The organism is Parabacteroides sp. ASF519 (genome assembly GCF_000364265.2).
Taxonomy (GTDB): domain Bacteria; phylum Bacteroidota; class Bacteroidia; order Bacteroidales; family Tannerellaceae; genus Parabacteroides; species Parabacteroides goldsteinii.
Genome location: NZ_AQFV02000006.1, coordinates 5,771,875 through 5,787,772, shown reverse-complemented (window position 1 = coordinate 5,787,772; position 15,898 = coordinate 5,771,875). Strand labels below are relative to the sequence as shown.

Annotated in this window: 6 protein-coding genes, 3 tRNA genes, 3 rRNA genes and 1 pseudogene; 7 read left to right on the top strand and 6 right to left on the bottom strand. The window is 44.2% G+C overall.

Going from position 1 to position 15,898, the window contains the following annotated elements; genetic code table 11:
* Window positions 1–93: 93 nt before the first annotated feature.
* The 6 genes and pseudogenes from C825_RS23135 to sppA all read right to left on the bottom strand — a co-directional run.
* Window positions 94–1,431, bottom strand: a pseudogene (locus C825_RS23135) (reverse transcriptase/maturase family protein); the annotation flags it as partial.
* A gap of 542 nt (window positions 1,432–1,973) precedes the next feature.
* Window positions 1,974–2,990 (bottom strand): site-specific integrase, encoded by a 1,017-nt coding sequence (locus C825_RS23130; protein ID WP_010800355.1) that lies wholly within the window; start codon window positions 2,988–2,990, stop codon window positions 1,974–1,976.
* 237 nt (window positions 2,991–3,227) lie between these two features.
* Window positions 3,228–3,300 (bottom strand) — tRNA-Phe (locus C825_RS23125).
* 76 nt (window positions 3,301–3,376) lie between these two features.
* A complete protein-coding gene (gene thiL / locus C825_RS23120) occupies window positions 3,377–4,408 on the bottom strand; it encodes a thiamine-phosphate kinase (protein WP_007653813.1) in 1,032 nt (343 codons plus the stop codon).
* A 7-nt stretch (window positions 4,409–4,415) separates the two neighbouring features.
* Complete coding sequence (gene lpxK / locus C825_RS23115; protein WP_010800354.1) at window positions 4,416–5,516, bottom strand: tetraacyldisaccharide 4'-kinase; 1,101 nt, start codon at window positions 5,514–5,516, stop codon at window positions 4,416–4,418.
* 6 nt (window positions 5,517–5,522) lie between these two features.
* The gene (sppA, locus tag C825_RS23110) at window positions 5,523–7,289 is read right to left on the bottom strand and encodes a signal peptide peptidase SppA (protein WP_016213086.1); all 1,767 of its coding nucleotides are present in this window, start codon (window positions 7,287–7,289) and stop codon (window positions 5,523–5,525) included.
* Window positions 7,290–8,141: 852 nt separating this feature from the next.
* On the opposite strand from sppA, the gene C825_RS23105 reads away from it, so the two are divergent.
* From C825_RS23105 to C825_RS23075, 7 genes are all read left to right on the top strand, one after another.
* Window positions 8,142–9,668: ribosomal RNA gene (locus C825_RS23105) — 16S ribosomal RNA — on the top strand.
* Between the two features lie 147 nt (window positions 9,669–9,815).
* Window positions 9,816–9,889: transfer RNA gene (locus C825_RS23100), tRNA-Ile, on the top strand.
* 23 nt (window positions 9,890–9,912) lie between these two features.
* A tRNA-Ala gene (locus C825_RS23095) sits at window positions 9,913–9,986 on the top strand.
* A gap of 131 nt (window positions 9,987–10,117) precedes the next feature.
* A 23S ribosomal RNA gene (locus C825_RS23090) occupies window positions 10,118–12,996 on the top strand.
* 104 nt (window positions 12,997–13,100) lie between these two features.
* A 5S ribosomal RNA gene (gene rrf / locus C825_RS23085) occupies window positions 13,101–13,211 on the top strand.
* Together the 16S, 23S and 5S rRNA genes with 2 tRNA genes alongside form the textbook arrangement of a ribosomal RNA operon.
* Window positions 13,212–13,388: 177 nt before the next feature.
* The gene (locus tag C825_RS23080) at window positions 13,389–14,948 is read left to right on the top strand and encodes an arylsulfatase (RefSeq protein WP_007653809.1); all 1,560 of its coding nucleotides are present in this window, start codon (window positions 13,389–13,391) and stop codon (window positions 14,946–14,948) included.
* Between the two features lie 33 nt (window positions 14,949–14,981).
* Window positions 14,982–15,863 carry an alpha/beta hydrolase gene (locus tag C825_RS23075; RefSeq protein ID WP_010800351.1) on the top strand — a complete coding sequence of 294 codons (882 nt, stop codon included), beginning with the start codon at window positions 14,982–14,984 and terminating at the stop codon, window positions 15,861–15,863.
* Window positions 15,864–15,898: the final 35 nt, after the last annotated feature.

Below are 15,898 nucleotides of genomic sequence, written 5' to 3'. Positions count from 1 at the left end.
TAAGACAATCAATATTATAAACGGAGGGTCTCGAATATCATATGTCGATTTAACTTTACCGAAAAATGTCGATTTAAAATTTGCTTATTACAAGTTGTAGAATCCCCGCAATTCAAGATTGTATTGCGCCAGAATATCTGCGTCTTGTCTATTTACCATATACTTACGAGACGAAGGCTTAAGAGTCTCTTTCCTATTAACTTGTGTGATACGCACGGCATCATAGGATTGAAGGCGCTTAAGTACGGTTTCGTAAGATACATTCAACACAATTGTTCCCAGCCACGGACGGCGTTGTAGCCCACTCCGTGTGCGTGTATGATCCATAGAACGGCGTGCCATGATTTCATATCCAAGGTATTTTGCAGGTTCTTGTGCATTGGTGATTAAAGTCTTCTCCTGCGACATCTCCAGTTTGAGCTTTTCTCTCATGAAAGTCGTAATGTTGGCTTTGACAATCTTGCATTCCTCCTTGCTGCCAATCATTCCAATAAGGAAGTCATCAGCATACCTTACATACTTCAATCTTTTGAATGTATCATCCATGTCCCTTATTGCTGGAATATCCAACATCTGCTTGCGCAGCCGGGCAATTTTTGATTTCAGTTCAGCTTTACGGTTTTCATCCGTTTCGTCTTCCAGTTTCCATCGTAATGCATTTCTCTTATTCCGATTACGTTGATATTCACAGGTTAGCCTCCGTCCTTTGCCTTTATTGAAATTTTCGGCATACTCCTTTATATACTTGTCGAACTTATCAAGGTAGATATTAGCCAATATAGGGCTGATGATGCCACCTTGTGGTGTTCCCGAGTAAGTATTGTTGTATGTCCATTTCTCCATATAGCCTGCATTTAAGAATTTGCGGATTAAACGCAGGAACCGTTCATCGGAGATGCGTTCTCTGAGGATATCGATCATAATATTATGGTCAATATTATCAAAGAAGCCTTTTATGTCACCTTCAATAAACCATCGCGTCCCTTTGAATGTAACCTTAATGTCTCTCAATGCAGTGTGGCAACTTCTGTTTGGACGGAAACCATGCGAGGTATCCTCAAAGTGTCCCTCGTAAATGGCTTCCAGAATCATATGTACCACTTCCTGCACGAGTTTATCCTCAAAAGATGGAATGCCTAGCGGGCGTTTCTTTCCATTCTTTTTAGGAATGTATACTCGACGGGCAGGATGGGGCTGATAAGATTCATCCCTCAGACTTGCCACTATTTTCTGTATGCGGTCAATGCTCATTCGGTCGATGGTTCTACCATCGCTGCCGGGCGTCATATTACCTTGATTGGCATATTTACGCTGATAGGCTATGAAGAACATTTCCTCATTAAACAGAATTCGGTAGAGCCTTTCATATCGGTAATCCGAATCTTTACTATGTTCGCATAAAGCGTTTAATACTTGCTGTGGATCTCTCATACGTCTCACACGTTTTCCTTAGTTTGTATTAAGTTGACAACTGCTTCCCTTGGCCATGTACAAGGCGTTACCTTGCTCGGACTACTACGGAAGCTCCGTTTCCATATCGGGTATTCAGTATCTTCATACATAGCCCATGTTTTCATAGGCATCCCGACTTAGGAAATCCCCGTTTAGTTTCGTAATGACTATTAGCGCGACAGGCTGTCGGATGCGACTTTCGTTCTTTTCTCCGCTTATTGCGGTTGCGCCGTAGCGATGCCCTATGCTCTCAAAAGGTTACCTGACAAATGAGAAAGCTACGGTGTGACAATACAACTGCCTTGCGTCACAGGTCCAACATGCCCCACTGAACTATCATTCAACCAGTATAGGCTTCATCCTCGTGTCTGTCTTTCTCCCCAGCGATGCACTCGCCCTTGGCAATTAAAGCGGCCATGCTGCAACCGACATGCGACACTCCCCATTGGGTTTTCCCTACGGATAAGTCGGTTGGGAGTAGACTTAGAACCTAGTCTAGTCTCTTGCTAAAGAGACATTCATTACGCAACCTTTACGGGCGCACAATAACTGTTTGCCTTTTGATTGCATGGAACGGGCAATAATGTGCCTTTATTTTCGCAAAGCGGATAGCCTTTGTACTTATCCAATATCGCTAACGGAATATCCAAAAGCGGAATATTACACATGACTTTTGTCTTTTGGCGAGATTTTCTTATCCAGACGTTCCCTTGATTATCTGTTACCAAATGTTCGGGCTTCAATTCCGATACATCTATGAACGCTAACCCAGTCCAACACTGAAATAAGAAAATATCACGCACCAATTCCAAACGTGGTACATTGAAAACTTTAGTTCGCAAAATCTCTAATTCTTCTTTGGTTAGAAACTCCTTATGTACTTCCTGTTCATGGAAGTGGATATTCATAAACGGATTCTTGTCTATCCAGTCATTTGCAAGAGCCATGTTAGTAATCTTCTTGACTGCTTTCATGTAGCGGATAGCGGTATTCTCTTGCAGATTCTTTTTCGACTTCAAGAAATGAATATAATCCTGAATGATGGCATTATTTATTTCTTTCATCGGAATATCCTTTAGATGATACTGTTTTAGAAGCATTTCTTTAAAATACTTCAAGCATGTATCAAAACGGGAGATAGTGACCTTTGCATAATCCTTGCCTATCAGTTCCCTGCATTTGTCGTTATGTTCTTGGAATACTTCAAAGAACATCTTATGTTTTTCATCCAGTCCGAGAAAACGTCTTTTAATCTCCATCGGATTAATTAGTTTGTTTTCGTTTTCCAAAGTCCGATGAATCTCATACAAGCGTAATTTTACCGATTCAAGATAACGGTTTACTTCTACAGATTTAGAATCTTTACCTGTACACCGTTCTTTAGCTTGTGACCAAAGTTCAGGCTTAACGGTTCGTTTTAGCTGCATTTCAGCTAATTGACCTTGAATAGTTATCCGCAACATGATAGGTGTTTCACCTGATTTTACTGTTCTTGTTTTGCGGATGAAGAACAGCACGTTGAAAGTCTGTCGTTTCATACTCTAAAAAAATAATGTTTAAAGTTACTGAATCGTGCAGAATAGCAAGAATTAAACAATAAGACAATCAACGACTTACGGTACAATTCGTGGACATTTTTTTCGAGACTAAAATTGTCCACGATTTAGCACAGCGGAAGTGCGTAATTCTGCCAAAAATATGCGGATTGGGAGAAAAAGAAAATCCCTGAAATGTTTAATTTTCAGGGATTTACCAAATTAGAAGTCTTTTAAAAGTGGTGCCACCAGGAATCGAACCGGGGACACAAGGATTTTCAGTCCTTTGCTCTACCAACTGAGCTATGGCACCGTTGTTTTGTTTAACGAGTGCAAAGGTACGGACTTTTTTTTAATATGCAATAGTTTGGTGGAAAAAATGATAAAAATTATTCATTAAGTGAATTCCAGCCCTGGGCTTTCAGTTCAACTTCTCCACCGTCACGGCCTACCAGATAATTGCCCAGCTCGGGACGGGTGATGTGACCGATGACTTTAACTCCCTTCATTTCAGATACTTTGTCGTGGACGGTTAGGGGAACGGTGAACAAGAGCTCATAATCTTCGCCGCCATTCAAGGCTGCCGTCGATAAATTCATGTTGAACTGCTCTGCCATAGCCGCTGTCTGGTAGTCGATAGGAATGCGGTCTTCGTAGATACGGCAACCTACATTGCTTTGCTTTGATATATGAAGTAATTCGGAAGAAAGGCCGTCCGAAATGTCCATCATGGAGGTAGGGACAATGCCGGCCTTGTCAAGCAACTCGATGATGTCTTTGCGGGCTTCCGGTTTTAACTGGCGTTCCAGTAGATATTCCTTGCCGGTGAAGTCGGGGGTAAATTCTTTTTCTCCTTTAAATACCCTTTTCTCTCTTTCAAGCAACTGCAAACCCATATAGGCGGCTCCCAGGTCTCCGGATACGCAGACAAGGTCGGTATCTTTAGCTCCGTTACGGGTGACTATTTTTTCTTTTTCACCTTCACCGATACACGTAATGCTGATGCACAGGCCGGTCAATGATGCGGAAGTATCACCGCCTACAATGTCAACTCCATAAATATCACAGGCCAGTTGGAGACCCGAATAGAATTCTTCCAGTTCTTCTACCGAAAAACGTTTGGATATACCGAGGGAGACCGTTATCTGTTTCGGTTTTCCGTTCATTGCATAAATATCGGAGAAGTTGACGACTGCTGATTTATATCCCAGGTGTTTCAGCGGAACATACGTCAGGTCGAAGTGAATGCCTTCAAGTAAAAGGTCGGTTGTTACCAATACCTGCTTTTCCTTATAGTCTAGTACTGCGGCATCATCGCCAACGCCTTTTACTGTACTTTCGTTTTTTAACTCTATCTTTTCTGTAAGGTGGCGGATTAAACCAAATTCGCCTAATGTTGCAATTTCTGTTCTTTTGCTCATCTTTTATTTATCGTAACAAATTATCTTTATGGAAAGTTGTTATATGTTTTTTGATTTCATCGTCAAATTTCTTGTCCAGGCAGAATTCGATGGTAATCGGCAAATAATACATGCACGTTTTCCAATCTTCCGGAATGTGCGGATTATCCAATAGCCGGGCGGCATCTTTTTCTGTAACCAGAATGTATTTGGCGGATGACTTCATTTTATCAAAGGTATTTTTAATGCGTCGTATATCGGATTTTTCAAAGGCATGATGGTCCGGAAAAATCAGCGGTGTTACCTTGTCGGAAAACTTTCCGACTTCTTTGATGAACCCTTCGGGAGAAGCGATGCCGGATATAACCAGCAGTTCGTCTTCTTTTTGAATGTCTTTCCGGCTGAGCGGTTTGCCCTGATTCCCGAATACCGGTTTAATTTCATCGTAAGCGATATGCGTGAAGTGGATGGACTGGTGGGCCAGCAACTTCATGTTTTCTTCAATGATGCGGTACTCGATAGGTTTCATATCTTCCTCGCATTTGGTGACGATAACCATATCTGCCCGGCGTATTCCGCAGATAGGTTCACGCAGGCGACCGGCGGGGAGTAGCTTGTCGTTGTAGAACAAACGATGGTAGTCAGTCAGGACGATGGAGAATGAAGGGACGACGTAACGGTGCTGATAGGCATCGTCAAGAAGGATGACTTGCGGACGCTGTTCTTCAGGAAGAGCCAGCAGCTTACCGATACCTTCGCGACGGTCGGCATCTACGGCCACGAGAATATCGGGAAACTTATGTTTCATCTGATAAGGTTCGTCACCAATCTCGTGGCTTATGCTTTGCTCGTTTGCCAGAATAAAACCGGAAGATTTTCGTTTATATCCCCGGCTGAGCACGGCTATCCTGTAATCATCCTTTAATAATCGGATGATATATTCGGTATGGGGTGTTTTCCCCGTTCCTCCCACAGCCAGATTCCCAATACATATAATAGGTATAGGATATGACTCCGAAGACAGCAGTCGCCAGTCGAACAGCTGATTGCGGAACCGGACTCCTATTCCATACAGGAAGGAAAAGGGAGAAAGCAGAGAGTGTATTTTTATGTCGTTTTCTGTCGGCATCTCGGATTATAATGGTTTAACATCATAAGGAAGTCGCGCCTGGACTCCGGTTGTCGATTTGATATTATTCAGTGTTTTGAAATACTCATATTCTTCGCCCAATACACTTTTTACAACAGAAACTTTTACTTCACCGAGCTGTTTTTCGATGAATTCTTTCCAGAAATCTTTGGAACCGGAAACATAAGTCAGGCTGTAATCAGTCAGGTCGGCTAAAGAGGCAGCAGTCTCGATAGCTTTATCTATACCTCCGAGTTCGTCAACTAGGCCACGTTCTTTTGCTTGTTCGCCGGTCCAAACGCGTCCTTGTCCTATTTCGTTGATTGCTTCCTTGCTCATATCGCGGCCATCGGCGCAACGGGTAATGAATGTGTCATATCCTCTCTCAACAAATGATTGAATCAGGACTTTTTCATCTTCACGCATCGGACGGCTCATGTCTCCCAAATCTGCGTATGTATTTGTTTTTACAATATCGGTAGTAAGCGACAGTTTATCGAATAAACCCGTTACGTTCGGGAAAATACCGAAAATACCGATAGAACCGGTAAGCGTGTTGGGTTCAGCTACAATTTTGCTGGCGGCACACGAAATATAGTAACCTCCCGAGGCGGCTACATCGCCCATGGAAACAACAATCGGCTTTACTTTTTTCAATTCAATGACCTGGCGCCAGATTTGTTCGGATACGAAGGCACTTCCACCTGGTGAGTTGACACGGAAAACAACGGCTTTTACGTTTTCATCATTTTTTAACTTGATAAGTTCGGAAGCTACTTTCTCCGTAATAGCCTGTTCCGTATTATAAGGTGAAGAGGGAGTTTCGGGTTTGATTTCGCCTTCTGCATACAGGATTGCTATACGGTCTGCCTTTTCACGACTGATGGTTTTGATGCTTTTCATATTTGAGAGGCTGGCAGTCTGTAGGCGTTTGTCGCTTTGTCCAGCCAGCTCTTTTACGAATTCTTCGGCTTCGGGACGGTATTTCAATTCGTCTATCAGGCCGCATTCGACAGCTTTTTCAGCCGCAGCGAAAGCATAGCCTTGATTGGCAAAATTATTGATGTCGGCAACCGGGATTTTTCTGGATTCGGCAATGCCGTTGGTTACATTGTCCCAAATGGTACTTATATATGATTGGATTTGTTCACGGTTGGCGTCACTTAGTTTGTCGAGCATGAACGGTTCAACAGCGCCCTTGTAAGTTCCGACTTTAAATATCATCATTTCTACGCCGACCTTTTTTAATAAATCTTTATAGAACATCGTTTGTGAAGCCATTCCGACAAGTCCTAATGTACCTTGTGGATTCAGGAAGACTTTATCGGCAACAGAACATAGATAATAGCAACCCTGCGTATAATTGTCAGAATAAGCAACAATGAATTTTCCGCTTTCTTTGAAATCGTTTAATGCTCTACGTATGGCCTCGAGACTGGCAGAACCGGTGCTAAGACCTTTTGCTTCTATATATATACCTTTAATATTTTTATTCTCTTTGGCAGTCTGGATAGAGGAAAGAATATCTTTTAATGAAAGAGACTTATCTGTTTCACCCATCAGCATAGCGATTGGGTTTTCTTCGGTATTGTCGGAGAGGTTTCCTTCAAACGTTAATTTATATACGGTATTGCTTTTTGGGGTGTAATCAGGAGTACTGCCTACATTGGCTGCAATACCAATCAGAGTGAATACAAATACAATGGAAATCAGGCCAACAGCAACAAAAACACCTAGTGCTGAGGCGAACATCATTTTAAAAAATTGTTTCATATCTATATTTCGTAAGTTTTTATCAGACAGCAAATATAGTTAACTTATTGATACTAACCATTCTTTTACCTTGAATTATTTCGGGAGATATGTCTATTTGCTGTTAGAACTTTGGTATAGACTTTATTACTACCTATTATAGCAAAGGCAAAAGGGCCAGGTGGGGCTATATAGATACCTTTTTCCTTCCTTCGTTTTCTGTATATACTTGTATATAACTCAGCCTGGTTACAGTATAAGTGATTCGTTTGATATATATCAAACGCAAAGAAGACATATATGCTTTATTCATTTGATAATAGTGTATTATTCATTCGATATATATTGAACGAATAAAAGAAAGGGAAGTCGTGTCCTGAAATAAGTAGACAAAAACCTAAAGTAACCGTATGGTCGAATCGAAAGATGCGGGTTGTACCGGTTAGCGAGGAATATTTTTTCAGTCTTCTTTGTGCGTACATTATATTACAGCGTCTCCGGTTAAAAAATAAATGAAAAATAATCGGTAAAAAGTTTGGAGTGTATGTAGTAATCTACTACTTTTGCACCCGCATTCGAGAGAGAGCGGCGCACGAACATGATGAAAGAGGTAACCTGAGGAAAGGGGATGAGGTTAGAGGTTCTAAGCAAAATTCCAACCGCCACAGCGACTCAAAAAAAAACTTTTCAAATTTTCTTCTAAAAAATTTGGTAGTTAAAAAAAAGTCCTTACCTTTGCAGCCGCAATCGAAAAGAAAGCGAAAGTTCTTTGAAAGATTTACATATCAACAAGTAGTACAAGTATTAAAAATTAATACCGTCAATAAACTTGAAATAAATACGAATTCTGAGCATAGAGATATAACAATTTAAACAACGAAGAGTTTGATCCTGGCTCAGGATGAACGCTAGCGACAGGCTTAACACATGCAAGTCGAGGGGCAGCACGATGTAGCAATACATTGGTGGCGACCGGCGCACGGGTGAGTAACGCGTATGCAACCTACCTATCAGAGGGGAATAACCCGGCGAAAGTCGGACTAATACCGCATAAAACAGGGGTTCCACATGGAAATATTTGTTAAAGAATTATCGCTGATAGATGGGCATGCGTTCCATTAGATAGTTGGTGAGGTAACGGCTCACCAAGTCCACGATGGATAGGGGTTCTGAGAGGAAGGTCCCCCACACTGGTACTGAGACACGGACCAGACTCCTACGGGAGGCAGCAGTGAGGAATATTGGTCAATGGGCGAGAGCCTGAACCAGCCAAGTCGCGTGAAGGATGAAGGATCTATGGTTTGTAAACTTCTTTTATATGGGAATAAAGTGAGGAACGTGTTCCTTTTTGTATGTACCATATGAATAAGCATCGGCTAACTCCGTGCCAGCAGCCGCGGTAATACGGAGGATGCGAGCGTTATCCGGATTTATTGGGTTTAAAGGGTGCGTAGGTGGTTAATTAAGTCAGCGGTGAAAGTTTGTGGCTCAACCATAAAATTGCCGTTGAAACTGGTTGACTTGAGTATATTTGAGGTAGGCGGAATGCGTGGTGTAGCGGTGAAATGCATAGATATCACGCAGAACTCCGATTGCGAAGGCAGCTTACTAAACTATAACTGACACTGAAGCACGAAAGCGTGGGGATCAAACAGGATTAGATACCCTGGTAGTCCACGCAGTAAACGATGATTACTAGCTGTTTGCGATACACAGTAAGCGGCACAGCGAAAGCGTTAAGTAATCCACCTGGGGAGTACGCCGGCAACGGTGAAACTCAAAGGAATTGACGGGGGCCCGCACAAGCGGAGGAACATGTGGTTTAATTCGATGATACGCGAGGAACCTTACCCGGGTTTGAACGCATATTGACAGCTCTGGAAACAGAGTCTCTAGTAATAGCAATTTGCGAGGTGCTGCATGGTTGTCGTCAGCTCGTGCCGTGAGGTGTCGGCTTAAGTGCCATAACGAGCGCAACCCTTATCACTAGTTACTAACAGGTCATGCTGAGGACTCTAGTGAGACTGCCAGCGTAAGCTGTGAGGAAGGTGGGGATGACGTCAAATCAGCACGGCCCTTACATCCGGGGCGACACACGTGTTACAATGGTGGGGACAAAGGGCAGCTACCGTGTGAGCGGATGCTAATCTCCAAACCCCATCTCAGTTCGGATCGAAGTCTGCAACCCGACTTCGTGAAGCTGGATTCGCTAGTAATCGCGCATCAGCCATGGCGCGGTGAATACGTTCCCGGGCCTTGTACACACCGCCCGTCAAGCCATGGGAGTTGGGGGTACCTAAAGTCCGTAACCGCAAGGATCGGCCTAGGGTAAAACCGATGACTGGGGCTAAGTCGTAACAAGGTAGCCGTACCGGAAGGTGCGGCTGGAACACCTCCTTTCTGGAGCGCAGAGTTCGTTATCAAGTTGACTCAGAGGTATTAGTTAACTTGTACTACGGTTGAATATGTATAAAATATAGATCTACCGGCAATAAAGTGTCGGCAAGAGAGAAAAATGATGCTGAGGGAAACCAAGGCAAAGTTGACAGTCCTATAGCTCAGTTGGTTAGAGCGCTACACTGATAATGTAGAGGTCGGCAGTTCAACTCTGCCTGGGACTACAGAATCTCTGAGAGAGAATTTTGGGGGATTAGCTCAGCTGGCTAGAGCATCTGCCTTGCACGCAGAGGGTCAACGGTTCGAATCCGTTATTCTCCACAAAAAGTTACCGAGACATCAGAAACGTAAAGTAACGACAAGATCTTTGACATGATGGACAACGTAAAATAAAGTAACAAGAGCAAGCTGAAGATATATCAATCCGATTTACCCCTGTGGTAACCGGAAATAAGAAAGTAAGCAAGGGCAGACGGTGGATGCCTTGGCTCTCGGAGGCGACGAAGGACGTGATAAGCTGCGATAAGCTGGGGGGAGATGCAAATAATCTTTGATCCTCAGATTTCCGAATGGGGCAACCCGGCAGGTTGAAGGCCTGTCATCCCGTAAGGGAGGCGAACGTGGGGAACTGAAACATCTAAGTACCCATAGGAGGAGAAAATAAGAATGATTCCGCAAGTAGTGGCGAGCGAACGCGGAAGAGCCCAAACCGGTATTGTTTAGGCAATACCGGGGTTGTAGGACCACGCTGTGGCAAGAACTTAGGAAAGTGGAACACTTTGGAAAAAGTGATCGTAGAGGGTGAAAATCCCGTACACGACTTTCTAACGAAGCCTAGTGGTATCCTGAGTAGCGCGGAGCACGAGAAATTCTGTGTGAATTAGCGGGGCCCATCCCGTAAGGCTAAATACTCCCGAGAGACCGATAGCGAACCAGTACCGTGAGGGAAAGGTGAAAAGAACCTCGAACAGAGGAGTGAAATAGACCCTGAACCCGTCTGCCTACAAGCGGTCGGAGCAACGTAAGTTGTGACGGCGTGCCTTTTGCATAATGAACCTACGAGTTACTTTCTCCGGCAAGGTTAAGTATTTCAGATACGGAGCCGAAGCGAAAGCGAGTCTGAACAGGGCGACATAGTCGGAGGGAGTAGACGCGAAACCAAGTGATCTACCCATGGTCAGGTTGAAGGTTAGGTAACACTAACTGGAGGACCGAACCGGTAAGCGTTGAAAAGCTTTCGGATGAACTGTGGGTAGGGGTGAAAGGCTAATCAAACTTGGAGATAGCTCGTACTCCCCGAAATGCATTTAGGTGCAGCCTTTATTTAGTATAGCATGAGGTAGAGCGACTGATTGGATGCGAGGGCTTCACCGCCTATCAAGTCCAGATAAACTCCGAATGCGTGCTATATATTGATAAGGAGTGAGGGCGCGGGTGCTAAGGTCCGCGTCCGAGAGGAGAAGAATCCAGACCATCAGCTAAGGTCCCCAAATAACAGTTAAGTTGAACTAACGAAGTCAGACTGCAGAGACAGCTAGGATGTTGGCTTGGAAGCAGCCATTCATTTAAAGAGTGCGTAACAGCTCACTAGTCGAGGAGTTTGGCGTGGATAATACTCGGGCATAAACTGTTTACCGAAGCTATGGATCCAGAGTAATGGATGGTAGGGGAGCATTCCAGTGGCGTTGAAGGTGAGGGATAACCCTTGCTGGAGTAGCTGGAAAAGCAAATGTAGGTATAAGTAACGATAAAGGAAGTGAGAAACTTCCTCGCCGAAAGACTAAGGTTTCCTGATCAACGTTAATCGGATCAGGGTAAGTCGGGACCTAAGGATAAGCCGAACGGCGATTCCGATGGAAGAATGGTTTAATATTCCCATACTACTTTATAGAGCGATGTGGAGACGGAGAAGTGACAGTCCTGCCAACTGACGGAATAGTTGGTTAAAGGGTGTAGACGTTGATCGCGGTAGGCAAATCCGCCGTGAGAGTCGAACCTGAGAGTATGCCGAGTACTTGTACAAGGCAATATGGATGTAAACAGGCTCCCTAGAAAATCCGCTAAGCATATCTATAGAGTACCCGTACCGTAAACGGACACACGTAGTTGGGTTGAGAATACTGAGGCGCTCGAGTGATTCACGGTTAAGGAACTAGGCAAATTGACCCTGTAACTTCGGGATAAAGGGTCCCTGTCAGCGATGGCGGGGCGCAGAGAATAGGTCCAGGCAACTGTTTAACAAAAACACATGGCTGTGCGAAATAGAAATATGAAGTATACAGCCTGACACCTGCCCGGTGCTGGAAGGTTAAGAGGAGAGCTCATCGCAAGAGAAGGTTTGAATTGAAGCCCCAGTAAACGGCGGCCGTAACTATAACGGTCCTAAGGTAGCGAAATTCCTTGTCGGGTAAGTTCCGACCTGCACGAATGGTGTAATGATCTGGACACTGTCTCAACCGTGAGCTCGGTGAAATTGTAGTATCGGTGAAGATGCCGATTACCCGCGATGGGACGAAAAGACCCCGTGAACCTTTACTATAGCTTTACATTGAATTTGGGCAACTAATGTGTAGGATAGGCCGGAGACTGCGAAGCAGGCACGCCAGTGTCGGTGGAGTCGCCGTTGAAATACGGCCCTTTGGTTGTTTGAGTTCTAACTCGTGGAAACGAGGACACTGTATGGTGGGTAGTTTGACTGGGGTGGTCGCCTCCAAAAGAGTAACGGAGGCTTCTAAAGGTACCCTCAGACCGATTGGTAACCGGTCGTAGAGTGTAATGGCATAAGGGTGCTTGACTGGGAGAGATACAACTCGATCAGGTAGGAAACTAGAGCATAGTGATCCGGTGGTTCCGCATGGAAGGGCCATCGCTCAAAGGATAAAAGGTACTCCGGGGATAACAGGCTGATCGCTCCCAAGAGCTCATATCGACGGAGCGGTTTGGCACCTCGATGTCGGCTCGTCACATCCTGGGGCTGGAGAAGGTCCCAAGGGTTGGGCTGTTCGCCCATTAAAGTGGCACGCGAGCTGGGTTCAGAACGTCGTGAGACAGTTCGGTCTCTATCTATCGTGGGCGTAGGAGATTTGAGTGGCTCTGACACTAGTACGAGAGGACCGTGTTGGACAGACCTCTGGTTTACTGGTTGTACCGCCAGGTGCACCGCCGGGTATCTAAGTCTGGATTGGATAAGTGCTGAAAGCATCTAAGTACGAAGCCAGCCTCAAGATAAGATCTCCCTGAGGGTCGTTGTAGACTACGACGTTGATAGGCTACAGGTGTAAGGGCAGTAATGTCGAAGCCGAGTAGTACTAATAGCCCGAGACTTTCTATTTCCGGAAGGAAGGATTGATATATCAGCAGGGTTAGTAGAGATACTAACAAAGCGAAGGTTACTGAAAGAGTAGCGTTGTCCAGGTCAAACATCTTAAAAGGTATTAAGGTGGTTATAGCGTTGGGGATCCACCTCTTCCCATTCCGAACAGAGAAGTTAAGCCCAACCACGTCGATGGTACTGCGTAAAAGTGGGAGAGTAGATAGCCGCCGTTTTAGAGTCAAGAACTCCAAACAAATGAAAGGAATCAATCGTAAGGTTGGTTCCTTTTTGTGTTTATAGCTTCTTTTCGTTTTTATTCTTACCGATAATATTAGTCGTCTTCTCTTTGCACGAATCAAATAAGATATTTATCTTCGCTATCTAAATTAGTATTCATAGAAAAACATATAATGAAAAGAAGAGCCTTTCTTAAATCATCACTATTAGCAGGTGCAGGAGTTGGAGTCAATCATTCTGCACAATCTATCACTTCTTCCTTGAATGAACAGAATAATGGGCAAGAGGAAAAGAAAAAGAAACCTCATGTAATTTTTATCATGACAGACCAGCATCGTGGGGATGCTTTGGGATGTATGGGTAACAAAGCTGTTATTTCTCCTAATATAGATAAACTTGCAGCAGAAGGAACACTGTTTGTAAATGGTTATTCCTCGGCTCCAAGCAGTACGCCCGGACGTGCCGGCTTGCTGACTGGTTTATCTCCCTGGCATCATGGCATGCTGGGATACGGAAGAATGGCTGAGCAATATAAATATGAAATGCCTCAGATGTTGCGTAATCTGGGTTATTTCACTTTTGGTATCGGAAAGATGCATTGGTTCCCGCAGAAGGCACTTCATGGATTCCATGCAACTTTAATTGATGAGAGCGGCCGGATTGAGTCAAAAGATTTCATCAGTGATTACCGGGAATGGTTCCAGTTAAATGCTCCGGGACAGAATCCGGATTTAACTGGTATAGGCTGGAATGACCATGGCGCAGGAGTTTATAAATTGGATGAACGTTTACATCCGACAACCTGGACAGGGCAAACCGCTTGTGAACTGATTCGTAATTATAATAATGATCAGCCATTGTTCCTTAAAGTCTCTTTTGCACGTCCGCATAGTCCTTATGATCCGCCGAAGCGTTATTTGGATATGTATAAGAATGCGGATATACCTAAGCCAGTTATCGGAGATTGGTGTGGCAAATATGCGGAACGTCTGGATCCGGAAAAGGCTGCTTCTGATGCTCCGTTTGGTAATTTTGGGGATGAGTATGCCGTTAAATCCAGAAGGCATTATTATGCAAATGTCACTTTTATCGATGACCAGATAGGGCAGATTATTGAAACGTTGAAAGAAAAAGATATGTATGATGATGCCGTGATCTGTTTTACTGCCGATCATGGCGATATGTTGGGCGACCATTATCATTGGAGAAAGACTTATCCGTATGAGGGTTCTGCTCATATCCCTTATATTGTAAAATGGCCGTCTTATGTCAAGAAATCAGTTCCAAATGGTATAAAGATTGAACAGCCGGTTGAATTACGCGATTTTCTGCCGACCTTTATTGATTTGGCTGGGGGGGCGGTTCCTCCCGATATGGATGGTAGTTCACTGCTGAAATTAGTGCAGGGACATGGAGATGAATGGCGTAAATATATTGATATGGAGCATGCTACTTGTTATAGTGCGGATAATTATTGGTGTGCTTTAACAGATGGCAAACTAAAATATGTCTGGAATCTTCATAATGGAAAAGAGCAACTGTTCGATTTGGTAAAAGACCCGGGTGAGTTGACCGATTGTTCTGCCAAGGCGGAATATGCAAAACAGTTGAAAGAACTCCGTGGAGAAATGGTTAAACATCTTTCAGAGCGTGGAGAGGCTTTTGTGAAAGATGGCAAACTAATGACATTAGAGAAAACAATGCTGTATAGTCCGAATTTCCCTCAAAAATAATGGTTCTTATAAATTCTTTAAACAGTGTAGTGTATGGTCAGAAAATGGATGCTCCTGCTTGTCGGAGCAAGTTGTTTAATAGGTTCAGCTATGGCACAAGATAATCCGATCCTGTTGTTCCCGAAAGGAGCACCGGGAGAAACAACCAAGCTGATAGAAAAAGCAGATACTGATGGCGGTAAGACAGGTGGTGAAACCGTCTTACGGGTTACTAATGTAAGTGAACCGACAATCACTGTTTATCCGGCTCCTGATGAAGTTGCTACAGGGGCGGCAATGGTAGTCTGTCCCGGTGGAGGGTATAATATTCTGGCTTACGACCTGGAAGGAGACGAAGTTTGCGAATGGCTGAACAATTTGGGAATAACAGCTGTGTTGGTAAAATACCGTGTCCCGCGTCGGGAAGGTCGCGAGAAGCATGAAGCTCCTTTGCAGGACTTGCAGCGTGCGATCGGTTATGTCAGAGCCCATGCAGAAGAGATGAATGTAGATCCGCAGCGTATCGGTGTGATGGGATTTTCGGCAGGAGGTCACCTTTCTGCGATGGTTAGTAATAATTTTGAGAAACGGACATATCCGGCAGTGGATGCTGCGGATAAGGTAAGTTGTCGTCCTGATTTCTGTCTTTTGGTGTATCCTGCGTATCTGGACGGTGAAAACTTCCAATTGGCACCAGAGATCAAAGTAACGTCGGCAACACCTCCGACTATGCTGATTCAGGCGGAAGACGATAAGTCATATATAAACAGCAGCCTTTTCTATTATTATGCATTAAAAGAAGCAGATGTTCCTGCCTGGATGCACCTGTATAGTAAGGGGGGACACGGTTATGGACTTAGAGATACCGGCGCAGCCGTGAATGAATGGCCTGACAGAGCCGAAGACTGGTTCCGTGAAATAGGGGTAATAGAATAAAAAAACTAAATGGAGTACAGAGATACGCAGAATCT